The sequence below is a fragment of the Burkholderia orbicola genome (assembly GCF_900100915.1).
GTDB classification, from domain to species: Bacteria; Pseudomonadota; Gammaproteobacteria; order Burkholderiales; family Burkholderiaceae; genus Burkholderia; species Burkholderia orbicola.
On sequence record NZ_FNKW01000001.1, the window covers coordinates 3,267,660 to 3,290,199 of the forward strand.

Sequence of the window (22,540 nt, forward strand, 5' to 3'; positions counted from 1 at the left end):
ACGTCCCGGTCAGCCTTGCTGTTCGACGAGCGCGCGCGCGTCGGCGACGTGGCCGCGATACGCTTCGAAGATGTTGCGCAGCGCGTCGTCGAACGTCGCCTGCGGCGCCCAGCCGAGCTCCTGCATCGTGTTGTCGATCTTCGGCACGCGGTTCTGCACGTCCTGGTAGCCGTTGCCGTAGTAGGCACCGGACGTCGTTTCGACGAGCTTCACCTGCTTGGCCGAATCGGCGTACTCGGGGAATTCCGCGGCTAGTTCGAGCATCTTGTGCGCGAGCTCGCGAACCGAGAAGTTGTTCTTCGGATTCCCGATGTTGTAGATCTTGCCCGATGCGACGCCGCCCTTGTTCTCGATGATCTTCATCAGCGCGCTGATGCCGTCGCCGATATCGGTGAACGCGCGCTTCTGCGAGCCGCCGTCGACGAGGCTGATGTTCTCGCCGCGCACGATGTGGCCGAGGAACTGCGTGACCACGCGCGAGCTGCCTTCCTTCGGCGTGTAGATCGAGTCGAGGCCCGGGCCGATCCAGTTGAACGGACGGAACAGCGTGAAGTTCAGGCCTTCCATCCCGTAACCCCAGATCACGCGGTCCATCAGCTGCTTCGAGCACGCGTAGATCCAGCGCGGCTTGTTGATCGGGCCGTAGGTGAGCGCCGACGCGTCCGGGTCGAACTGCTCGTCCGAGCACATGCCGTAGACCTCGGAGGTCGACGGGAACACCAGGTGCTTGCCGTACTTGACGGCCGAGCGCACGATCGGCAGGTTTGCCTCGAAGTCGAGCTCGAACACGCGCAGCGGCTGCTGGACGTAGGTGGCCGGCGTGGCGATCGCGACGAGCGGCAGGATCACGTCGCACTTCTTCACGTGATACTCGACCCACTCCTTGTTGATCGTGATGTCGCCTTCGAAGAAATGCATCCGCTCGTGGTTGACGAGGTCGCCCAGCCGGTCGGTCTGCATGTCCATGCCGAACACTTCCCAATCGGTGGTTTCAAGAATGCGTTTCGACAGGTGATGGCCGATGAAGCCGTTCACACCCAGGATCAGGACTTTTTTTGCTTTCATGAATGACGGGAAGAATGAATGAACTGCGCGAATTCCGCGGGCGTCACGACGGTTTCGCTGCCGTCGCGCTGCTGCCGGAGTTCGAGAATGGATAGGGCGCGGCTGTCGCCGCAGACGCCGAATAGCGCATTATCGCTTACGTGCAGGCCGGGCGGCAAATCTGCTGCGGCGGCCGCTGCCGCGCTGCCGGGCGCCGCGAGGCGCGCCCGCGCGATCACGAAGCGCGCGCCGTCGACGTCCGTGAATGCGCCCGGATACGGGGGCGCGACCGCGCGCACCAGGTTGTAGACCTGCGCGGCCGGCTTCGACCAGTCGACGCGGCCGTCCTCGGGCTTGCGCCCGCCGTAGTAGCTGCCGGTCGCGAGATCGTTCGGCAGGTGCGGCGCCTCGCCCGCGAGCAGCGCGGGCAGCACGCGCCACAGCGTCTGCTCGGCGGCCACCGTGACCTTGTCGAACACCTCCGCGGCCGTGTCGTCCGGCAGGATCGGCACCGCGGTCTGGGCGATGATCGCACCCGCGTCGGGCTTGGCGGCCATCTCGTGCAGCGTCGCGCCGGTCTCGGTCTCGCCGTTCAGCACGGCCCAGTTGGTCGGTACCCGACCCCGGTATTTCGGCAGCAGCGAACCGTGCATGTTGTACGCGCCGCGCGGCGCGATCGCGAGCAGGTCCACCGGCAGCATGTGGCGGTAGTAGAACGAGAAGATGAAATCGGGCCGCGCGTCGGACACCGCGCGGCGCAGCGCCGGATCGGCGGGATCAGCCGGCGTGACGACCGGAATGCCGTGCTCGGCCGCGACGGATGCGACGCTGCCGAACCAGATGTTCTCGTTCGGATTGTCCTCGTGCGTGACGACCAGCGCGACGTCGACGCCGCGCGCGAGCAGCACCTGCAGGCACCGCACGCCGACGTTGTGATACGCGAAGACGACCGCGCGCGGCTTCATTGCACGGCTCCCGGGCGGTTCGCGGCGGCCGGCACCGGCGGCACGCCGTCGTGCTGCTCGAGCACGGCCTGGATCAGGTAGCGGGGACGCGCGCGCACCTGCTGGTAGATGCGGCCGACGTATTCGCCGAGCAGACCGAGCGCGAAGATGATCACGCCGAGCAGGAAGAACGTGATCGCGAACAGCGTGAACACGCCTTGCACTTCCGCGCCGACGATGAAGCGGCGTACCAGCAGCAACACGAACAGCGCGGCGGAGCCGAGCGACAGGATCACGCCGATGAACGACAGCCACTGCAACGGCACGACCGAGAAGCCCGTCACGAGGTCGAAGTTCAACCGGATCAGGCTGTACAGCGAATATTTCGATTCGCCCGCGAAGCGTTCCTCATGTGCGACCTCGATTTCGGTCGGCCTCTGCGCGAACGTGTACGCAAGTGCGGGGATGAACGTGTTGACTTCGCCGCACACGTTGATCGTGTCGATGATGCGGCGGCTGTACGCGCGCAGCATGCAGCCCTGGTCGGTCATCTTGATGCGCGTGATGCGCTCGCGCAGCCGGTTCATCATCTGCGACGCCTTGCGCCGCCACAGGCTGTCCTGGCGCTGCTTGCGGATCGAGCCGACGTAGTCGTAGCCCTCGCGCATCTTCGCGATCAGCTTGCCGATTTCCTCGGGCGGGTTCTGCAGGTCGGCGTCGAGCGTGATGACGATCTCGCCGCGCGACTGCGCGAAGCCCGCGAGGATCGCCATGTGCTGGCCGTAGTTGCCGTTGAGCAGCACGATGCGCGTCGTGTCGGGCCGTACGTGGAACTGATCGGCGAGCATCGCGGCCGAGCGGTCGCGGCTGCCGTCGTTGATCAGGATCACTTCGTACGACGTGTCGAGTGCGTCGAGCGCCGGATACAGCCGCGCGAACAGCGCGGCGAGGCCGTCTTCCTCGTTGTACACGGGGATGATGACCGACACTTCGGGCCGGCCGGCGTCCAGATGCGCGGCGCCCGGATGCCCGGCGCGTGCTTCAAGGTGACTCATGTACGCTTATTTTCCGTATTGTTCGCAAATCTGATTGACGGCGTCGACCACGCGACGCACGTCGCCTTCCGTCATCTGCGTGAACAGCGGCAGCGTGACGGTCGACGCGCCGTACCGTTCGGCGTGGGGGAACATGCCCTCCTTGAAGCCGCGCGCACGGTACAGCGTGAAAAGATGGATCGCCGGGTAGTGGATGCCGGTGCCGATGCCGCGTTCCTTCATTTGCGCCATGAATTCGGCGCGCGTGATCGTCAGCCGCTCGAGCGGCAGCGTGACCAGGAACATGTGCCAGTTGCCGTTCTCGAATTCGGCGACCGGCAGGCCGAGGCCCAGCTTCACGGCCGCGCCGCCGTCGAACGCGGCGAAATACGCACGGGCGAGCGCACGGCGCTGCGCGGTGAAGCGTTCGAGGTGCGGCAACTGGCCGAGGCCGACGCGCGCGGCGACGTCGGTCAGGTTGTACTTGCCGCCGAGCACGTCGCAGTCCATCCCGTCGAAGCCGGTGCGCGTGATGCCCTGCAGCCGGTACTTCTGCGCAAGTGCCGCTTCGTCCTCGTTGTTCAGCACGAGCGCGCCGCCTTCGATCGTCGTCAGGTTCTTGTTCGCGTGGAAGCTGAACGACACGATGTCGCCGATCGCGCCGATGCGCTTGCCGTTCCACGTCGAGCCGAACGCCTGCGCGGCATCCTCGATCACGCGCAGCTTGTGCGCGCGGGCGATTGCGTACAGGCGGTCCATGTCGACCGGCAGGCCGGACAGGAACACCGGGATGATCGCCTTGGTGCGCGGCGTGATCGCCTGCTCGAGCTTGTCGAGGTCGATGTTGCGCGTGACGGGGTCGATGTCCGCGAACACGGGCGTCGCGCCCGTCTCGATGATCACGTTGCTGGTCGAGACCCACGACGCCGGCGTCGTGATCACCTCGTCGCCGGGGCCGACGCCGGCGATGCGCAGGCCGATCTCGAGCGTGCAGGTGCCCGAATTGAAGGCGCGGACCGGACGGCCGCCGCAGTACTCGGACAGCGCGGCCTCGAATTTCTGGCACTGCGGGCCGGTGGTGATCCAGCCCGAGCGCAACACGTCGACGACGCCCTGGATGGTTTCCTCATCGATCTCGGGGCGGGTGAACGGCAGAAACGGAGCGGTAGTCTGGCTCATGAACGCGTTGGGCCTGTAATGGCGTGTAATAAAAGGGTCGGGCGATCCGCCCGAAACCGGCATTAAACACCGGTTGGCGGATTCGTACCGTGATTTTTTGTAGGCGGACGCTTAACGGCGCGGGCCGCGCTCAGCTGCGCGCCAGCACGAGCACACCGATCAGGATGATGCCGATGCCGACGAGCTTCTGGACCGACAGCACCTCGCCGAACAGGTACCACGCCGCGAACGCGTTGACGACGTAGCCGAGCGACAGCATCGGATACGCGATCGACACGTCGACCCGCGACAGCCCGACGATCCACACCACGACGCTCAGCACATAGCAGCCGAGGCCGCCGATGATCGGCAGCTGGGTCGCGATCTTCAGGCCGACCGGGAGGATGTTCGCACGGCTGAATTCGAAGTGTCCAACGGCGTTGACGCCGGCTTTCAGCAGAAGTTGCGCACAGGCGTTGAGCATCACGCCGGTGACGATGCAGACGAACGAAACGGGGTTCATGCGGGCGACGTCCTTACGATTGCGGTTTCTCGACGATCACGCGGCGGTTGTCGCGCGCGATCACGCGCATCGGCACGCCTTCCTTGACCAGCGCGTCGTACTGGCCGGGCGGCATGATCGCGAGCGCATGGGTGTCCTGCTTCCAGCGCGTGATCCATTCGCCGACGGTCGGGACCCACTTGTTCGGCTCGACCGAGATCCCGAACGCGAGCTCGTCCTGGCGCTGGACCATGATCGTCGTGTGGCCCATGTAGAACGGGAACGTGTGATCGAGCATTTCGATCGAGTAGAACGGCGTATCGGGCGGCAGCTTCGCCAGTTCGGCGCGCACGGCCGGTGCGAGCAACGCGCCCGAGCTGTAGCGGCCGAACTCGTCGTGTCCGGTCCCGCCGATCGTGCCGAACGCGAGCCACGCGGCGCCGAACGCCGCGAGCGCGGCGGCCACGCCCGCGCGGCGGTTCAGCCAGGCGGCCGCGAGCGTCAGCGCGGCCGAGACCGCGAGGCCGGCGTACAGCCACATCTGGAACGCCCGGTACAACGCGTTCGGCGTGCGGGCGTCGCCCTGGTACGCGAGGAAGATGATCCCGAACGCCGCGGCGACGAAGAACACGAGGTAGCCGAGCAGGTGGCGACGGAAGCGCTCGGCCGTCATCAGCGGCAGGTAAGCGCCGATGATCAGCGCGAGCGCCGGCGCGACCGGCAGCACGTACGAGATCAGCTTCGAATGCGACGCGCTGAAGAACAGGAAGATGAACGCGCTCCAGATCAGCAGCACGAGCATCGGCGAGAAGCCGTTCGGCTGGCGCGGCATGCGCAGCGCATGGCGGATGCTCTGCCACGCGACCGACAGCCACGGCAGGAAGCCGACCAGCAGCACGGGCACGAAGTAGTACAGCGGGCCCGGGCGGTTCTGTTCCGGGGTCAGGTACCGGCGGAACTGCTGGACGACGAAGAAGAAGTTGAAGAACTCGGGGTTGCGCTGCTGGACCAGCACGAACCACGGCGTGACGATCGCGAAGAAGATCACGAGGCCGCTGACGAGATACAGGCGCTTCCACAGCGCCCAGTCGCGCGCGATCAGCGTATACAGCACGAGCACGGCGCCGGGCAGGATCAGCCCGACGAGGCCCTTGGACAGCACCGCGAACGCCATCGCGGCCCAGCACGCCCACATCCAGCCGCGTACCGCCGCCGGGCGCAGCCCGGGCCGCTGCGCGAGCAGCAGCGAGCAGAGCGACAGCGCCATCCAGAACGCGAGTCCCATGTCGAGCGCGTTGAAGTGGCCCATCAGGTTCCAGTACGGCGCGCTGGCGAGCACGACGGCTGCGAGGAAGCCCGACAGCGGGTTGAACAGGCGCGCGCCGGTGTAGCCGACGAGCAGCACGCCGGCGAAGCTCGCGACGGCCGTGTAGAGGCGCGCCTGCCATTCGCCGATACCGAACCACGCGAACGTCAGCGCGTTCAGCCAGGTCTGCAGCGGCGGCTTCTCGAAATACTTGTAGCCGTTGTAGCGCGGCGTGATCCAGTCGCCGGTGACGAACATCTCGCGCGCCATTTCCGCGTAGCGGCCTTCGTCGCTCGGGATCAGGTGGCGCAGCCCGAGCGGCGCGAACCAGACGATCGCGAGCGCGACGAGCAGGAGGACGAGCGTGATGCGATTGAGCGGTAGCCTCGACGGCGTATCGTTCATGGGTTTTCAGCCTGTTGGTTGTTGTGACGGGGCCGCCGGCGGGCAGCGCCGGGGCGGGCGGCCTGGCCGGGCCGATCGGGGGATCGACCCGCTGCGCCGGCCCGAGTTTTACCGCATCGGGGATTAACGTTCAATTAAGAGCGCGGCGGCGACTTTGCGGCCCTCGGCCATCAGGATGTTGTAGGTGCGGCAGGCGGCCTGGAAATCCATCGTCTCGACGCCGATCCGCTTCGCGGTGAGCGCCGCGACGAGGCGCGGGTGCGGAAAGCGCAGCCGCGCGCCGCTGCCGAAGATCACGAGTTCGGGCGTCGGGTCGAGCAGCATCGCGAAATGCTCGGGCGCGAGCGCGTCGAACGACGACACGGGCCAGGCCTGGACCGGCGCGCCGGGCAGCACGATGACGCTCGTTTCATGGCGTTCGAGATTGACGTCGACATAATCGGGGCCGTAGCCGGTGACGGTGTTGAGCGCGCCGCTCGTGTCCTGGTGCAGTTTCAAATCGGTATTCCGCGGTTCCGTAGGGGAATGGATTGGCCGGGCCGCAGGGGCCCCGCTGGCCGGTTTCGCGCGCCGGGGCACGCGCGGACGCCTGACGGCGCGGGCCCGGCGCGGCTATGGTGCATTGCGAAAGTCGGCCAAAATCCGCTAAATTATAACTTTTTGGTCGCCCCCGGGCGCCACTTGCGTCGTGCGTCGCCACAAGCCGCGTCCGACCGCCGCTTTTTCCCAGTCTAGACAGCGCGCACAGACCGGCCGCTTTCCAGTTTTGATCCCGTCCCCCCGGCCGCAAGGCCAACCCAGGAACCGTGTCGTCGTGAAACCGATTCAGAAGTCGAACAAGCTGCTCAACGTCTGCTACGACATCCGTGGCCCGGTGCTCGAGCACGCGAAGCGCCTCGAGGAAGAAGGCCACCGCATCATCAAGCTGAACATCGGCAACCTCGCGCCGTTCGGTTTCGACGCGCCCGACGAGATCATCCAGGACATGATCCGCAACCTGCCGGCGTCGTCCGGCTATTCGGATTCGAAGGGCGTGTTCTCGGCGCGCAAGGCGGTGATGCACTACACGCAGGAAAAGGGCGTCGTCGGCGTCGGCCTCGACGACATCTACATCGGCAACGGCGCGTCCGAGCTGATCGTGATGGCGACCCAGGCGCTGCTGAACGACGGCGACGAAGTGCTGCTGCCCGCGCCCGACTACCCGCTGTGGACGGCGGCCGTGAGCCTGTCGGGCGGCACGCCCGTGCACTACGTGTGCGACGAGCAGAACGCGTGGATGCCCGATCCCGACGACATCCGCAGCAAGATCACGCCGAACACGAAGGCGATCGTCGTGATCAACCCGAACAATCCGACCGGTGCGCTTTATTCCGACGAATTGCTGCTTGAACTGCTCGAGATCGCGCGCCAGCACGGGCTGATCGTGTTCGCCGACGAGGTCTACGACAAGATCGTCTACGACGGCCTCGAGCACACGGCGCTGGGTTCGCTGTCGGAGGACGTGATCACCGTCACGTTCAACAGCCTGTCGAAGAGCTATCGGTCGTGCGGCTACCGCGCGGGCTGGATGGCCGTGTCGGGCCTCGGCGGCGACAACCGCCGGCGCGCGAAGGACTACCTCGAAGGGCTCGGCATCCTGTCGTCGATGCGCCTGTGCGCGAACGTGCCCGGCCAGTTCGCGATCCAGACGGCGCTCGGCGGCTACCAGAGCATCAACGAGCTGATCGTGCCGAACGGGCGCCTGTACAAGCAGCGCGAACTCGCGTATGACATGCTGACGTCGATCCCGGGCGTGACCTGCGTGAAGCCGCAGGCCGCGCTGTACATGTTCCCGCGCCTCGACCCGAAGCTCTACCCGATCCAGAACGACCAGCAGTTCATTCTCGACCTGTTGCTCGAGGAGCGCGTGCTGCTCGTACAGGGCACGGGTTTCAACTGGGCGACGCCGGACCACTTCCGCGTGGTCTTCCTGCCGAACCTCGACGACCTGGCCGATTCGATCAACCGGATCGCACGCTTCCTCGACGGCTACCGCAAGCGCCATTCGGTCTGAGCGGGCAGGGCCACACGGCACTCACTACTTCTTACTCATCGATCACACGCAGCATGGAACCGATCAAAGTTGGCCTGTTGGGCTTCGGCACCGTCGGCAGCGGCACCTTCACGGTGTTGCACCGCAACCAGGAAGAAATCAAACGACGCGCGGGGCGCGGCATCGAGGTCGCGCGCATTGCCGTGCGCAACCCCGCCAAGGCGCAGGCCGCGCTCGGCGGTAACGCCGGCACCGCGCAGATCACCGACGATTTCAATGCGGTCGTCGACGATCCGTCGATCGCGATCATCGCCGAGATGATCGGCGGCACGGGCATCGCGCGCGAGCTCGTGCTGCGCGCGATCGCGAACGGCAAGCACGTCGTGACGGCGAACAAGGCGCTGCTCGCGGTGCACGGCACCGAGATCTTCGAAGCCGCACGAGAGAAGGGCGTGATGGTCGCGTTCGAGGCGGCCGTCGCCGGCGGCATCCCGATCATCAAGGCGCTGCGGGAAGGCCTGACCGCGAACCGCATCCAGTACATCGCCGGCATCATCAACGGCACGACGAACTACATCCTGTCGGAAATGCGCGACCGCGGGCTCGACTTCGCGACCGCGCTGAAGGCCGCGCAGGAGCTCGGCTACGCGGAAGCCGATCCGACCTTCGACATCGAAGGCGTCGACGCCGCGCACAAGGCGACGATCATGAGCGCGATCGCGTTCGGCGTGCCGGTGCAGTTCGACCGCGCGTACGTCGAGGGCATCAGCAAGCTCGACGCGACCGACATCCGCTATGCGGAAGAGCTCGGCTACCGGATCAAGCTGCTCGGCATCGCGCGCCGCGCCGCCAACGGCATCGAGCTGCGCGTGCACCCGACGCTGATCCCGGAAAAGCGCCTGCTCGCGAACGTCGAGGGCGCGATGAACGCGGTCGTCGTGCACGGCGATGCAGTCGGCACGACGCTGTACTACGGCAAGGGCGCGGGCGCGGAGCCGACCGCGTCGGCGGTCGTCGCGGATCTGGTCGACGTCACGCGCCTGCACACGGCCGACCCCGAGCATCGCGTGCCGCACCTCGCGTTCCAGCCGGACAGCCTGTCGAACACGCCGATTTTGCCGATCGAGGAAGTGACGAGCGGCTACTACCTGCGCCTGCGCGTCGCCGATCAAACCGGCGTGCTCGCCGCGATCACGCGCATCCTCGCCGAATCGGGCATCTCGATCGACGCGCTGCTGCAGAAGGAGTCGGAGCAGATCGACGGCGCGAACGGCGAGACCGACATCATCCTGATCACGCACGAGACGGTCGAGAAGAACGTCAACGCGGCGATCGCGCAGATCGAGAGCCTGGCGACGGTGGTCTCGAAGGTAACGAAGCTGCGCATGGAAGCGCTGAACTGAGGCTGACGACATGAACTACATCTCCACGCGCGGCGCCGGCATCGGCGAGCGCCATACGTTCTCCGACATCCTGCTCGGCGGTCTCGCGAAGGACGGCGGCCTCTACCTGCCGGCCGAGTATCCGAAGGTGTCCGAGGACGAGCTCGCGCGCTGGCGCACGCTGTCGTACGCGGATCTCGCATTCGAGATCCTGTCGAAGTTCTGCGACGACGTGCCGGCCGACGACCTGCGCGCGATCACGCGCCGCACCTACACGGCTGCCGTGTACAGCAACACGCGCCACGGCGAGAACGCGTCCGACATCACGCCGCTGAAGACGCTCGGCACCGAGCACGGCGCGGCGCTGTCGCTGCTCGAACTGTCGAACGGCCCGACGCTGGCGTTCAAGGACATGGCGATGCAGTTGCTCGGCAACCTGTTCGAGTACACGCTCGCGAAGCACGGCGAAGCGCTGAACATCCTCGGCGCGACGTCCGGCGACACCGGCAGCGCGGCCGAATACGCGATGCGCGGCAAGGCCGGCGTGCGCGTGTTCATGCTGTCGCCGCACAAGAAGATGAGCGCGTTCCAGACGGCGCAGATGTTCAGCCTGCAGGACCCGAACATCTTCAACCTCGCGGTCGAAGGCGTGTTCGACGACTGCCAGGACATCGTGAAGGCCGTGTCGAACGATCACGCGTTCAAGGCGCAGCAGAAGATCGGCACCGTCAACTCGATCAACTGGGCGCGCGTCGTCGCGCAGGTCGTGTACTACTTCAAGGGCTACTTCGCGGCGACGCAGTCCAACGACGAGCGCGTGTCGTTCACGGTGCCGTCGGGCAACTTCGGCAACGTCTGCGCGGGCCACATCGCGCGGATGATGGGGCTGCCGATCGCGAAGCTGGTGGTCGCGACCAACGAGAACGACGTGCTCGACGAATTCTTCCGCACCGGCGCGTATCGCGTGCGCAGCGCCGAGCACACCTATCACACGAGCAGCCCGAGCATGGACATCTCGAAGGCATCGAACTTCGAGCGCTTCGTGTTCGACCTGCTCGGCCGCGATCCGGCGCGCGTGATGCAACTGTTCCGCGACGTCGAGGAGAAGGGCGGCTTCGATCTCGCGGCAAGCGGCGATTTCGCGCGCGTCGCAGAGTTCGGTTTCGTGTCGGGCCGCAGCAGCCACACCGACCGCATCGCGACGATCCGCGACGTGTTCTCGCGCTACGACACGATGATCGATACGCATACGGCCGACGGCGTGAAGGTCGCGCGCGAGCATCTGGAGGCCGGCGTGCCGATGGTCGTGCTCGAGACGGCGCAGCCGATCAAGTTCGGCGAGACGATCCGCGAAGCGCTCGATCGCGAAGCCGAGCGGCCGGCCGCCTTCGACGGGCTCGAGGCGCTGCCGCAGCGCTTCGAGGTCGTGAAGGCCGACGCGCAGCAGGTGAAGGACTTCATCGCCGCCCATACGGGCGCATGACGCACGGCCGGGCCCGCGGGCCCGGTTGCGCAGGCCGGCCGGAATGCCGATTCGTCGAACGGATCGGGGTTCCGGCCGTTTCGTTTGGTACTCAGGTTTGGCACGCGCCCATCGTCCGTCGCGCGAAACAAGTGCCAGACCCGTGCGTTCGCGCCGATCACAGTCTTCGCATGTTCGCCATATCGCGCGTCCGCATGACGGCGTCGCTACAATGACGTATTGATTCCAACGATCCCCGATTCCATCGATGTCGAACCCGAATCCCGCGGCGCCGCGCGCGCCGATGCTGTCGACCGCCGAGGCGCTCGCCGCGCTGCTCGACGCCGCGAAGCCGCTGCCCGGCGCCGAAACCGTCGCCACGCTCGACGCGCTCGGCCGCGTGCTGGCGGCCGACGTGAGCTCGCCGCTCGACGTGCCGCCGATGCATACCAGCGCGATGGACGGCTATGCGGTGCGCGTCGCCGATTTGCTGCACGGCGATCGACGGTTGCCGGTGTCGCAGCGCATTCCGGCCGGCCATCCGGCGCAGCCGCTTGCGGTCGGCACGGCCGCGCGGATCTTCACCGGCGCGACGGTGCCGCCCGGCGCCGACGCCGTCGTGATGCAGGAGCAGGCAGCGGCCGACGGCGACGCGGTCGAGATCCTGCACACACCGAAGGCCGGTGAATGGATCACCGCGCAGGGCGCGGACATCCGCCAGGGGGCGGTGATCCTGCCGGCCGGCACGCGGCTCACGCCGCAGGCGCTGGGTCTCGCCGCGTCGGTCGGTTGCGCGCAGTTGTCGGTCGCGCGGCGGATTCGCGTGGCGGTGTTCTTCACCGGCGACGAACTGACGATGCCGGGCGAGCCGCTGAAGCCCGGCGCGATCTACAACTCGAACCGCTTCACGCTGCGCGGGCTGCTGGAGCGGCTCGGCTGCCACGTGACCGACTACGGGATCGTGCCCGACTCGCTGGCCGCGACGCGCGACACGCTGCGCGCGGCCGCCCGCGATCACGACGTGATCCTGACGAGCGGCGGCGTGTCGGTCGGCGACGAGGATCACGTGAAGCCGGCCGTCGAGGCCGAAGGGCGGCTCGCGCTGTGGCAGATCGCGATGAAGCCCGGCAAGCCGCTCGCGTACGGCGCGGTGCGGCGCGGCGACGAGCGCGCCGATGCGCATTTCATCGGGCTGCCCGGCAACCCCGTCTCGAGCTTCGTCACGTTCCTGCTGTTCGTGCGGCCGTTCCTGCTGCGCCTGTCCGGCGTGCGCGACGTTGCGCCGCGCGCGTTGTCGCTGCGTGCCGATTTTTCGCAGAGCAAGGGCGACCGGCGCAACGAATTCCTGCGTGCGCGCGTCAACGCGGCCGGCGGTCTCGACCTGTTCCCGAACCAGAGCTCGGCCGTGCTGACGTCGACGGTCTGGGGCGACGGCCTGATCGACAATCCGCCGCAGCATGTGATCAGCGCAGGCGAGACCGTGCGTTTCATCCCGTTTTCCGAATTGCTGTCGTAACGCGACGGCTTCCCGAACCATGAAGATTCAACTGAAATTTTTTGCAAGCGTGCGTGAAGCACTCGGCGTGGCCGACGAAGAAGCCAACGTGCCGGACAGCGTGACGACCGTCGGCGACGTGCGCGCATGGCTGCGCGTGCGCGGTGGCGCGTGGGCCGAGACGCTCGCCGAAGGGCGCGCGTTGCGCATGGCGTGCAACCACGAGATGACCGATCCCGACACGCGGCTCACCGAGGGCTGCGAGGTCGCGTTCTTTCCGCCGGTGACGGGTGGTTGAGGCGGCTGTCATGGCGACGATACGAGTCCAGACCGACGATTTCGACCTGAATGCCGAAGTGGCGGCATTGCGTGCGCGCAACCCGAAGATCGGTGCGGTCGCGTGCTTCGTCGGCACGGTGCGCGACCTGAACGAAGGCGATGCGGTCGCCGCGATGGAGCTCGAGCACTATCCCGGCATGACCGAGAAGGCGCTCGAGCGGATCGCGGCCGAGGCCGGCCGGCGCTGGCCGGGCATCGACGTCGCGATCGTGCATCGCGTCGGCAGGCTGCTGCCGCTCGACCAGATCGTGATGGTCGCGACGGTCGCGTCGCACCGTGGCGATGCGTTCGCGTCGTGCGAATTCGTGATGGACTATCTGAAGACCGAAGCGCCGTTCTGGAAGAAGGAAACGACGCCGGACGGCGAGCGCTGGGTCGATGCGCGCAGTACCGACGACGCCGCGCTCGCGCGCTGGGGCGTCGAGTCGGGCAACACGCTGCGCTGAGCTGAGCGCGGCGCGCGGGCAGTGCGGCGATGTGCTGCATGCGCGCTGGTGCCGCACACGACGGGCGTTACGCGTCCGGGTCGACGCCGCGCCCGATGATCTTCGTCGGAAACGGCTCGCCGCGGGCGCGCGACGGCAACGCGTGCGGGTCGTCGCCCGCGTCGCGGCGGCGCGGCGCGATCGCGTCGAGCAGCGCCTGCTGCTCGGGCGGAATCCGGTAGTCCCAGCCGAACCGGCTCAACTGCAGGCTCTGCGCGATCCGCAGCGCGGGCTCCATGAAGCGGATCGCCGCGGGCGGCGCGTAGCGCGCTTCGACCGTTTTCAGGAACAGCGACAGCCAGCGGCTGAAATGGGCCGGCTCGACCCCGTCGAGCGGCTGGTGCGCCTGTTGCACGTTGCCGCGATAGCCCTTGGTGCCGAGCACGAGGCTCGACCAGAACGTCACCATCTTCGGCAAATGATCGTCCCAGCGGCCGGCGAGCTTCGCGTCGAACACCGGCCCGAGCAGCGGATCGGCGCGCACGCGGTCGTAGAACGCGTAGACGAGATCGCGGATGTTGTCTTCGGTCGGCTCGGCGTCGCGGGGGCGGGCCGATGCGGGTTCGGTCGAGGCGGGCAGGGCAGTCATGACAAAAAGGGCCGGTAGATCGGAGCAGCGGCGGGACAGCAGCGGGGCGGGCGGCGCGGGTGACGAGCAGGACGCCGGCCGGATTTTGACGCAAAATAGCGTCCAACAACCCCTGGAAAACGTGTGGATGTCACGCATCTTATTGCGCGCCCGCGATCCCGGCAACCCGGGGCCGCGCAACGGCGCCATCGATCGGCCCGGTTCACATAATCGGGATACGATCGATATTTTCCGTATTCGCTCATGAGACTCACCGACTACACCGACTATTCGCTGCGCGTGATGCTGTACCTGGCGGTGCGCAGCGAAGGGCTCGCGACGATCCAGGAGATCTCGGACGCCTACGGCATCTCGAAGAACCATCTGATGAAAGTCGTCCAGCAGCTCGGCGAACTGGGCTGGGTCGACACCGTGCGCGGCCGCAACGGCGGGCTGCGGCTGTTCGCCGATTCGCTGCAACTGACGGTCGGCGAGGTCGTGCGGGCCACCGAAAACGACTTCGCGCTGGTCGGCTGCTTTTCGGCGGACGGCGGCGAGTCGCGCGGCTGCGTGATCGAGCCGCAGTGCCGGTTGAAGGGCGTGCTGGCGGCCGCGCGCGATGCCTTCTTCGCGGAGCTCGATCGTCATACGCTCGGCGAACTGGCCGAACCGGCATCGCCGCTCGCGTCGCTGCTCGGCATCCGCCCGGCCGTGCTCGTGCGTGCCGCGCCGGTGCAGGACGAAGCGCCGGCAGCCGAGCCGGCGTCCAAGACCCACTGACACGCGGGCGCCGCGCGCCCATCCCGTCGCGCCCTCCGGACCGTTTTCAGGCGATCCGGCAATTTTTGCGCTGAATCAACCCGAATTTCGCTTGAAAGCCGCATAACCATCCTCATCTTGGTGCTAATCGAAAATTGGAGGTCTCGACTAAATGAGAATCGACAAGCTCACCACCAAGTTCCAGGAAGCACTCGCGGACGCGCAAAGCCTTGCGGCAGGCCGCGACAATCAATACATCGAACCCGTTCACGTGCTCGCGGCGCTGGTCGCGCAGCAGGACGGCTCGGCCCGCTCGCTGATGTCGCGCGCGGGCGTTCACGTGCAGGCGCTGCAAGGCGCGCTGAACGAAGCCATTTCGCGCCTGCCGCAAGTGACGGGCACGGGCGGCGACATCCAGATCGGCCGTGAACTCGCCGGGCTGCTGAACCAGGCCGACAAGGAAGCGCAGAAGCTCAACGACACGTTCATCGCGAGCGAGATGTTCCTGCTCGCCGTGTCAGACGACAAGGGCGACGCCGGCAAGCTCGCGCGCCAGCACGGCCTCACGCGCAAGTCGCTCGAAGCCGCGATCGCCGCGGTGCGCGGCGGCTCGCAGGTGCACAGCCAGGATGCGGAAAGCCAGCGCGAGGCACTGAAGAAATACACGGTCGACCTGACCGAGCGCGCCCGCGCGGGCAAGCTCGATCCGGTGATCGGCCGCGACGACGAAATCCGCCGCTCGATCCAGATCCTGCAGCGCCGCACCAAGAACAACCCGGTGCTGATCGGCGAGCCGGGCGTCGGCAAGACCGCGATCGTCGAAGGGCTCGCGCAGCGGATCGTCAACGGCGAAGTGCCCGAGACGCTGAAGGGCAAGCGCGTGCTGTCGCTCGACATGGCCGCGCTGCTCGCCGGCGCGAAGTATCGCGGCGAGTTCGAGGAGCGCCTGAAGGCGGTGCTCAACGACATCGCGAAGGACGAAGGCCGGACGATCGTCTTCATCGACGAAATCCACACGATGGTCGGCGCGGGCAAGGCCGAAGGCGCGATGGATGCAGGCAACATGCTGAAGCCGGCGCTGTCGCGCGGCGAGCTGCACTGCATCGGCGCGACCACGCTCGACGAATACCGCAAGTACATCGAGAAGGACGCCGCGCTCGAACGCCGCTTCCAGAAGGTGCTCGTCGACGAGCCGAGCGTCGAGGCGACGATCGCGATCCTGCGCGGGCTGCAGGAGAAGTACGAACTGCACCACGGTGTCGACATCACCGACCCGGCGATCGTCGCCGCGGCCGAGCTGTCGCATCGCTACATCACCGACCGCTTCCTGCCCGACAAGGCGATCGACCTGATCGACGAAGCCGCTTCGAAGATCAAGATGGAAATCGATTCGAAGCCTGAAGAGATGGACAAGCTCGACCGTCGTCTGATCCAGCTGAAGATCGAGCGCGAAGCCGTGAAGAAGGAGCAGGACGAAGCGTCGCAGAAGCGCCTGCAGCTGATCGAGGAAGAAATCGATCGCCTCGGCCGCGAATATTCGGACCTGGAAGAGATCTGGACCGCCGAGAAGGCCGCGGTGCAGGGCAGCGCGCAGCTCAAGGAAGAGATCGAGAAGGTGCGGGCGGATATCGCGCGCCTGCAGCGTGAAGGCAAGCTCGAGAAGGTCGCCGAGCTGCAGTACGGCAAGCTGCCGCAGCTCGAGGCCCAGCTGAAGCAGGTCACGCAGGCCGAAGAGCAGGAGCAGCACAACCCGACGCGTCCGCGCCTGCTGCGCACGCAGGTCGGCGCCGAGGAAATCGCGGAAGTCGTGTCGCGTTCGACGGGCATTCCCGTGTCGCGGATGATGCAGGGCGAACGCGAGAAGCTGCTGCACATCGAGGAAAAGCTGCACGAGCGCGTGGTCGGCCAGGACGAGGCGATCAGCGCGGTGGCGGACGCGATCCGTCGTTCGCGCGCGGGTCTCGCCGATCCGAACCGTCCGTACGGCTCGTTCCTGTTCCTCGGCCCGACGGGGGTCGGCAAGACCGAGCTGTGCAAGGCGCTGGCGTCGTTCCTGTTCGATTCGGAAGAGCATCTGATCCGCATCGACATGAGCGAGTTCATGGAGAAGCACAGTGTCGCGCGGTTGATCGGCGCGCCGCCGGGCTACGTCGGCTACGAGGAAGGCGGTTACCTGACGGAAGCCGTGCGTCGCAAGCCGTACAGCGTGATCCTGCTCGACGAGATCGAGAAGGCGCATCCGGACGTGTTCAACGTGCTGCTGCAGGTGCTCGACGACGGCCGCATGACGGACGGGCAGGGGCGCACGGTCGACTTCAAGAACACGGTCATCGTGATGACGTCGAACCTCGGCTCGCAGGTGATCCAGGCGATGACGGGCGCGCCGCAGGACGAGATCAAGGACGCGGTGTGGCTCGAGGTGAAGCAGCATTTCCGCCCCGAGTTCCTGAACCGGATCGACGACGTCGTGGTGTTCCATGCGCTCGACCGCAGCAACATCGAGTCGATCGCGAAGATCCAGCTGGCGCGCCTGCACGACCGGCTCGCGAAGCTGGACATGGCGCTCGACGTGTCGCCCGCTGCGCTCGAACAGATCGCGAAGGTCGGCTACGATCCGGTGTTCGGTGCGCGGCCGCTGAAGCGCGCGATCCAGCAGGAGATCGAGAATCCGGTCGCGAAGCTGATCCTCGCCGGCCGCTTCGGTCCGAAGGACGTGATTCCGGTCGACGTCAACGACGGCCAGTTCGTGTTCGACCGCGTCGTGCACTGATCGCCTGCCGTCGGCAGCGTGCCCGGTTCGCACCGGGCACAAAAACGAACACCCCGCCTCGGCGGGGTGTTTGCATATGGAGCGGCCGAAACCGCTATGCGGGCTGCCGGCCGCTGCGCGGCGGGCTTACGCCTGCTTGTTGCCGCCGAACATGCCGGCAAGCTGCGTGAGCGTGCCGAGCACGTTCGACGTGTCCACCTGGCCGCTGGCCGGCACTTCGCCGTTCGGCGTCGCGCCGTTGACGACGTGCGGCAGCACCTGCGCGAGGATCGACGACGCCTGCGACGGATCGATGCCGACCTTGCTCGCGAGCGAGCCGACGACGTCCGAGCCGAGCACGTTCTGCAGCGTGTCCGGCGAGATCGGCTGGTTTTCGCCGGTGCCGACCCACGAACCGATGATCTCGCCGGCGCCGCCGGCCTTGAACTTCTCGATCAGCCCGTTCAGGCCGCCCGGCTGGTTGTTGATGAATTCGAGCGCGGTCGTGATCAGCGCGCTTTGCGAGTTGCCGCCGGCCTGGCCGCCGATCAGACCGCCAACGATGTCGAGGAGACCCATGGTTCTTCACCTTCACTGAAAAGGGCGCCGTGACGACGGCGCCCGTTGAACGAATGCCGCGCGCACGCCGTCGCGCGCGCGGCGCACATCAGGCGCCCGACGCCGCGGCGGCGGAGGCTGCCTTGTCCTTCTTGCTCTTCTTCTTCGAACCCTTCGTTGCCTTCGTGGACGACGCGGCCGCCGGTGCGCTCGCACCCGCGTCGGCGGATGCCGCTGCCGCCGCTGCCGCCTTTTCCTTCTTCGATGCGCGCTTGGTCTTGGCCGGCTTGGCGGCCGCGTCCGGTGCGCTAGCCGCCGGCGCGGGCGCCGCGGTCGTCGTGCCGGCCGTCGCGGTCGTGGACGTCGCGGCGGTGCCTGCCGACGTCGTGGTCGACGTGGTCGCGGACGTCGTCGCGGCCGGCTTCGACAGCTTCACACCCTTCGGCGGCGTCGACGCGCCGCCGATCGTCAGGCCGTTTTCCTCGAGATGCCCGACCGACTTGGTGCCGAGGCCCTTCACGCGGTTCGCGAGATCGTCGGCGTCCTTGAACGGGCCGTTCTTGGTGCGTTCGTCGATGATCGCCTTCGACTTCACGGGCCCGAGCCCCTTCACGGATTCGAGCGCGGCCTGGTCGGCCGTGTTGACTTCGACGGCCGCGGCAAGGCCGGCGGCAAGCGACAGCGATAGCGCGACGAACAGCATCAGCAGCTTTTTCAGCATGGCAAAGGCTCCCTGGTTCTGACGGATGAATGGTTGTTGCAACGGACGGCGACGTGCGAGTTGGCCGGGCGTCGCGTTAAGCATAGGACAAATGCGTGCCCTTTTTGAGACAGGCTGACCGAATCTTGCTGAAGGCTTGCGGTGCTGTAAAGGCCGAACCCGATGCCGGGCGCCGATTTTGACGATTCTTTACGGTGTCGCCGGCGTATTGCGAGGGGCGCGCGGAAAAACGCCGCACTGGCCGTCAGACAATGCTTGACTTAGAGTGAACTCTAACTCCTAACCTTGTTCCTGCCATGTCGAAAACCGTATCCCAACCCTCCGCCGCCGGTCCGCTGACGATCGGGCAAGTCGCCGAACTGACGGGCGTGTCGACGCACACGCTGCGGTATTACGAGCAGGCCGGGCTGCTGCGCGCGATCTCGCGCACGGCGGCCGGGCACCGGCTCTATGCGCCGGCCGACCTTGACTGGCTGGCCTTCGTGATGCGCCTGAAGGCGACCGGCATGCCGATCGCGCAGATGCAGGCGTTCGCGGTGCTGCGCGAGCAGGGCGAGTCGACGTTCGGCGCGCGGCGCGACTTGCTGGTCGCGCATCGCGACGCGGTGCGTGCGCATATCGCGGAGCTGCAGGCGAGCCTCGACGCGATCGGCGACAAGATCGCGTACTACGAGGCGCAGGAACGGGAAACGGAACGACGGGCGAAACCTTCTCACTCTTTATCGGAACAGGACGGACACGATGGAACGACTCGTTGAGGATCGCTACACGCGCGGCTGGAACAAACTGAAGGAAATCGACGGCGAAGCGGGCGAACGCGTGATCGCGGCGCTGGCGCCGATCGCGCCGGATTTCGCGCGGCTCCTGGTCGAATTCAGCTTCGGCGACATCTACAGCCGGCCGCAGCTCGACCTGAAGGCGCGCGAAATCGCGACGATCGCCGCGCTGGCCGCGCTCGGCAACGCGCAGCCGCAACTGAAGGTGCATATCGAGGCCGCGCTGAACGTCGGCTGCACGCGCGACGAGATCGTCGAGGTGTTCATGCAGATGGCCGTGTACGCGGGGATGCCCGCCGCGCTCAACGCGCTGTTCGCCGCGCACGAGGTGTTCACGCGGCGCGACGAAGCGGCCGGCGTGACGGACCACCCGAACGAAGCGGCCGGGCAGCCCGCATGACCAGGCATGCGCCCGTGCGTCACGCGCGGTGCGGCGCGACGATCCGGTACTTCGCGATGCGCCGGTACAGCGTCGCGCGCGACATGCCGAGCGCCCGGGCGGCCGCGTCGGGGCGCCAGCGATGCATGGTGAGCGCGGCGACGATACGGCTGCGTTCGTCGTCGGGCAGTGCGCCTGCCGGCGCGCCGCCGAGTTGCGCGGCGAGGTCGGCCGGCAGGTCGCGCCGCGTCACGCGCGCGGCGTCGCACACCGCGCACGCATAGCGCAGCACGTTGCGCAGTTGCCGCACGTTGCCCGGCCATGGATACGCGGCGAGCTGTTCGGCGAGCGTCGCGTCGAGCGTGAGCACGTGGCCGGTCGCCTGCGCTTCCTCGGCGAACACGGCGGCGATCACGTCGCGCACGTCCGCGCGTTCGCGCAGCGGCGGCAGGTCGAACGTCGCGCCGCTCAGCCGGTAGTACAGGTCTTCGCGGAACGTGCCGTCGGCCACCATCCGCGCGAGATCGCGGTGCGTCGCGCAGATCACGTCGAGATCGACGCGCACGGGTGTATCGCTGCCGAGCGGCACGACCTCGCCGTCGGCCAGGACGCGCAACAGGCGCGTCTGCAGTGCGAGCGGCATGTCGCCGATTTCATCGAGAAACAGCGTGCCGCCGTCGGCGAGCGCGATCTTGCCGCGCGCGCCGTGCTTGCGTGCGCCGGTGAACGCGCCGGCCGCATAACCGAACAGTTCGCTCTCGATCAGCGCCTCCGGCAGCGCGCCGCAGTTGACGGCGACGAACGGCCGCGCGCGCCGCGCGCCGGCGTCGTGGATCGCGCGGGCGAACACCTCCTTGCCCGCGCCGGTTTCGCCGAGCACGAGGATCGGCAGCCGCTTGCTCGCGACGCGCAGCGCGAGTTCGGCCTGTTGCGCGATGCGCGCGTCGCTGCTGTGCAGGAACGGCGTCAGCGCGCCGACGTGGCGCGGCGCGGTGGTGCCCGGGCGGCGCGATGCCGCGGCCGGTTCACGGCCGGCGCGCCGTAGCGGCGCACGCAGCCGTGCGTAGAGCGGGGCGCCGGTCGCGCGCACCCGCAGCGCGACGATCGCATCGAGCCGCGCCGCATCGCGCAGCGGCATCTCGGTCGCGTCGAAGATCTCGTCGATATGGCGCGGCTCGCGCAGCGCCGGCAGCGCATCGCGCGCGTGCCGGTTCGCGGCGACGATGTTGCCGCATTCGTCGAACGCAATCAGCCACTCCGGTTGCGCCTCGACGTAGTGACGGTTCGGATGCCCGAACAATATCCAGTGCTGCGCGGTGCTGTGCACGAAGTAGCCGTCCTCGATCAGCGCCGCGCTCTGCCGCACGAGCTGATAGACGAGGCGCTGGCTGTCGCGGCCGTCGGGCGAATGCACGGCCGACGCGTCGAGCACGCCGATCAACTCGCCGCCCGGCGAGAAGATCGGCGCCGCGCTGCACGTGAGCGTCGTGAACGCGGCGCGAAAGTGATCGGTCTTGTGCACGGTGATCGGCGCGAGATCGGTCAGCACGCTCGCGACCCCGCAGGTTCCTTCCTCGCTTTCCGACCAGCACGAGCCGATGTGCAGCCCCGCGTGACGGAAGTCGTTGCGGCGTTCGCGGTCGATCCGGTAGTCGATCGTCACGCCGTGCGCGTCGGTCAGCATCACGCAGTAGTCGGCGACGCGGATCATGTCGTGCAGCCGCGTCAGGCACTGGCCCGACGCGCGCAGGAAGGCTTCTTCCTTGTCGCGCACTTCGCGCAGTTCGGCCGCGGTCAGCACGCGCGGGCCGATCGACGAAGCGGGGTCGAGACGGTAGCGCTCCAGCGACCGCTGCCACGACGACACGAGACGCGCGGAATCCGCCGGCGCGGGCAGGCGTCCGGCGAGCGCGCCGAGGACACGATCGGCGTGCTGGGCCTGGGGGACGGCATAGGGCATGGTCGGCTCCGGTTCCGTACGGCGGGGATGTCGCTGTTCTTGTAGCACATCCGGTCCCGCGGATCACATTGCATCGCAGCACGCGGCGCGCGTGAGACGGTCGTCTCACCGGTGTCGCGCCGTGTCTCGCGCGGTTGAGACGGCCGCATGCGTGGCGTGCGGCGCTCGGCCGGCGCGGCGCTGCATGCGCGGCGCCGCGCGAACGCGGAGTTGGCGGGCGGAATACCGGCCATGCGCGGGCGCCGCGACGACCGCGTCGCCGTATCGACGACGTGAGACGCCGTGGCGAATTCGATGTGCGCTGCGTCGTCACGGCCAAGCATCCCGAATTCGCGTGTGCCCGCCGCGCCAATGCTGACGCGGGTTTCGCGGCCATCGCATGCACGATGGCACGCCGCTTGCAGAGATGACGGGCAAGCCGGTGCGATCGCGTCGGCGACGACGATCCGCCGCCCGTCGATGGCAGCGGACGAAACAGGCAG

Annotated in this window: 21 protein-coding genes; 10 read left to right on the top strand and 11 right to left on the bottom strand. The window is 67.4% G+C overall.

Annotated features, from left to right (window positions below; all coding sequences use genetic code 11):
- Positions 1–9 precede the first annotated feature (9 nt).
- The 7 genes from BLS50_RS15635 to BLS50_RS15665 form a co-directional block, all read right to left on the bottom strand.
- Positions 10–1,065, bottom strand: a complete 1,056-nt coding sequence (locus BLS50_RS15635; RefSeq protein ID WP_006478632.1) for a bifunctional UDP-4-keto-pentose/UDP-xylose synthase — start codon at positions 1,063–1,065, stop codon at positions 10–12.
- Entirely contained in the window at positions 1,062–2,009 is a 948-nt protein-coding gene (locus tag BLS50_RS15640; RefSeq protein WP_074802574.1) for a formyltransferase, read from the bottom strand. Before BLS50_RS15640 ends, BLS50_RS15635 begins: the two co-directional genes overlap by 4 nt.
- Complete coding sequence (locus BLS50_RS15645) at positions 2,006–3,043, bottom strand: glycosyltransferase (RefSeq protein WP_012328662.1); 1,038 nt, start codon at positions 3,041–3,043, stop codon at positions 2,006–2,008. Before BLS50_RS15645 ends, BLS50_RS15640 begins: the two co-directional genes overlap by 4 nt.
- Before the next feature lie 6 nt (positions 3,044–3,049).
- Positions 3,050–4,201, bottom strand: coding sequence for a DegT/DnrJ/EryC1/StrS family aminotransferase (locus BLS50_RS15650; RefSeq protein WP_027809479.1), 1,152 nt, complete (start codon positions 4,199–4,201; stop codon positions 3,050–3,052).
- Between the two features lie 130 nt (positions 4,202–4,331).
- The gene (locus BLS50_RS15655) at positions 4,332–4,703 is read right to left on the bottom strand and encodes an EamA family transporter (RefSeq protein WP_006478635.1); all 372 of its coding nucleotides are present in this window, start codon (positions 4,701–4,703) and stop codon (positions 4,332–4,334) included.
- 13 nt (positions 4,704–4,716) lie between these two features.
- A complete protein-coding gene (locus BLS50_RS15660) occupies positions 4,717–6,393 on the bottom strand; it encodes a glycosyltransferase family 39 protein (protein WP_011549657.1) in 1,677 nt (558 codons plus the stop codon).
- A 123-nt stretch (positions 6,394–6,516) separates the two neighbouring features.
- Positions 6,517–6,891, bottom strand: a complete 375-nt coding sequence (locus tag BLS50_RS15665) for an Mth938-like domain-containing protein (protein ID WP_012328660.1) — start codon at positions 6,889–6,891, stop codon at positions 6,517–6,519.
- A 316-nt stretch (positions 6,892–7,207) separates the two neighbouring features.
- Between BLS50_RS15665 and BLS50_RS15670 the strand changes: the two genes are divergently transcribed.
- From BLS50_RS15670 to BLS50_RS15695, 6 genes are all read left to right on the top strand, one after another.
- Entirely contained in the window at positions 7,208–8,446 is a 1,239-nt protein-coding gene (locus BLS50_RS15670) for a pyridoxal phosphate-dependent aminotransferase (protein WP_053525238.1), read from the top strand.
- Between the two features lie 53 nt (positions 8,447–8,499).
- Entirely contained in the window at positions 8,500–9,828 is a 1,329-nt protein-coding gene (locus BLS50_RS15675) for a homoserine dehydrogenase (RefSeq protein WP_006478639.1), read from the top strand.
- 10 nt (positions 9,829–9,838) lie between these two features.
- Entirely contained in the window at positions 9,839–11,290 is a 1,452-nt protein-coding gene (thrC, locus tag BLS50_RS15680) for a threonine synthase (RefSeq protein WP_074802575.1), read from the top strand.
- A 247-nt stretch (positions 11,291–11,537) separates the two neighbouring features.
- Positions 11,538–12,785 (top strand): molybdopterin molybdotransferase MoeA, encoded by a 1,248-nt coding sequence (locus BLS50_RS15685; protein ID WP_074802576.1) that lies wholly within the window; start codon positions 11,538–11,540, stop codon positions 12,783–12,785.
- A gap of 19 nt (positions 12,786–12,804) precedes the next feature.
- A complete protein-coding gene (moaD, locus tag BLS50_RS15690) occupies positions 12,805–13,062 on the top strand; it encodes a molybdopterin converting factor subunit 1 (protein WP_012328655.1) in 258 nt (85 codons plus the stop codon).
- A gap of 10 nt (positions 13,063–13,072) precedes the next feature.
- Positions 13,073–13,549 carry a molybdenum cofactor biosynthesis protein MoaE gene (locus tag BLS50_RS15695; protein WP_074802577.1) on the top strand — a complete coding sequence of 159 codons (477 nt, stop codon included), beginning with the start codon at positions 13,073–13,075 and terminating at the stop codon, positions 13,547–13,549.
- A gap of 67 nt (positions 13,550–13,616) precedes the next feature.
- Here BLS50_RS15695 and BLS50_RS15700 read toward each other — a convergent pair whose 3' ends face one another.
- The gene (locus BLS50_RS15700) at positions 13,617–14,177 is read right to left on the bottom strand and encodes a group III truncated hemoglobin (RefSeq protein WP_069232728.1); all 561 of its coding nucleotides are present in this window, start codon (positions 14,175–14,177) and stop codon (positions 13,617–13,619) included.
- A gap of 243 nt (positions 14,178–14,420) precedes the next feature.
- On the opposite strand from BLS50_RS15700, the gene BLS50_RS15705 reads away from it, so the two are divergent.
- The gene (locus BLS50_RS15705) at positions 14,421–14,936 is read left to right on the top strand and encodes an Rrf2 family transcriptional regulator (RefSeq protein WP_074802578.1); all 516 of its coding nucleotides are present in this window, start codon (positions 14,421–14,423) and stop codon (positions 14,934–14,936) included.
- Positions 14,937–15,087: 151 nt separating this feature from the next.
- Entirely contained in the window at positions 15,088–17,685 is a 2,598-nt protein-coding gene (gene clpB / locus BLS50_RS15710) for an ATP-dependent chaperone ClpB (protein ID WP_074802579.1), read from the top strand.
- Between the two features lie 126 nt (positions 17,686–17,811).
- Here clpB and BLS50_RS15715 read toward each other — a convergent pair whose 3' ends face one another.
- Together BLS50_RS15715 and BLS50_RS15720 are read right to left on the bottom strand one after the other, a co-directional pair.
- Positions 17,812–18,243 carry a YidB family protein gene (locus BLS50_RS15715; protein WP_006478647.1) on the bottom strand — a complete coding sequence of 144 codons (432 nt, stop codon included), beginning with the start codon at positions 18,241–18,243 and terminating at the stop codon, positions 17,812–17,814.
- An 88-nt stretch (positions 18,244–18,331) separates the two neighbouring features.
- Positions 18,332–18,943 carry a ComEA family DNA-binding protein gene (locus tag BLS50_RS15720; protein WP_011549666.1) on the bottom strand — a complete coding sequence of 204 codons (612 nt, stop codon included), beginning with the start codon at positions 18,941–18,943 and terminating at the stop codon, positions 18,332–18,334.
- Positions 18,944–19,239: 296 nt separating this feature from the next.
- Here BLS50_RS15720 and BLS50_RS15725 point away from each other — a divergent pair, with 296 nt between their 5' ends.
- Both BLS50_RS15725 and BLS50_RS15730 read left to right on the top strand, forming a co-directional pair.
- Positions 19,240–19,701 carry a MerR family transcriptional regulator gene (locus BLS50_RS15725; RefSeq protein ID WP_074802580.1) on the top strand — a complete coding sequence of 154 codons (462 nt, stop codon included), beginning with the start codon at positions 19,240–19,242 and terminating at the stop codon, positions 19,699–19,701.
- Positions 19,685–20,119: a carboxymuconolactone decarboxylase family protein gene (locus BLS50_RS15730; RefSeq protein ID WP_027810524.1), complete on the top strand. Its 435-nt coding sequence runs from the start codon at positions 19,685–19,687 to the stop codon at positions 20,117–20,119. Before BLS50_RS15725 ends, BLS50_RS15730 begins: the two co-directional genes overlap by 17 nt.
- Before the next feature lie 19 nt (positions 20,120–20,138).
- Here the strand turns inward: BLS50_RS15730 and BLS50_RS15735 are convergent, their stop codons facing one another.
- Positions 20,139–22,058, bottom strand: coding sequence for a sigma-54-dependent Fis family transcriptional regulator (locus BLS50_RS15735; RefSeq protein WP_074802581.1), 1,920 nt, complete (start codon positions 22,056–22,058; stop codon positions 20,139–20,141).
- Between the last annotated feature and the right edge of the window lie 482 nt (positions 22,059–22,540).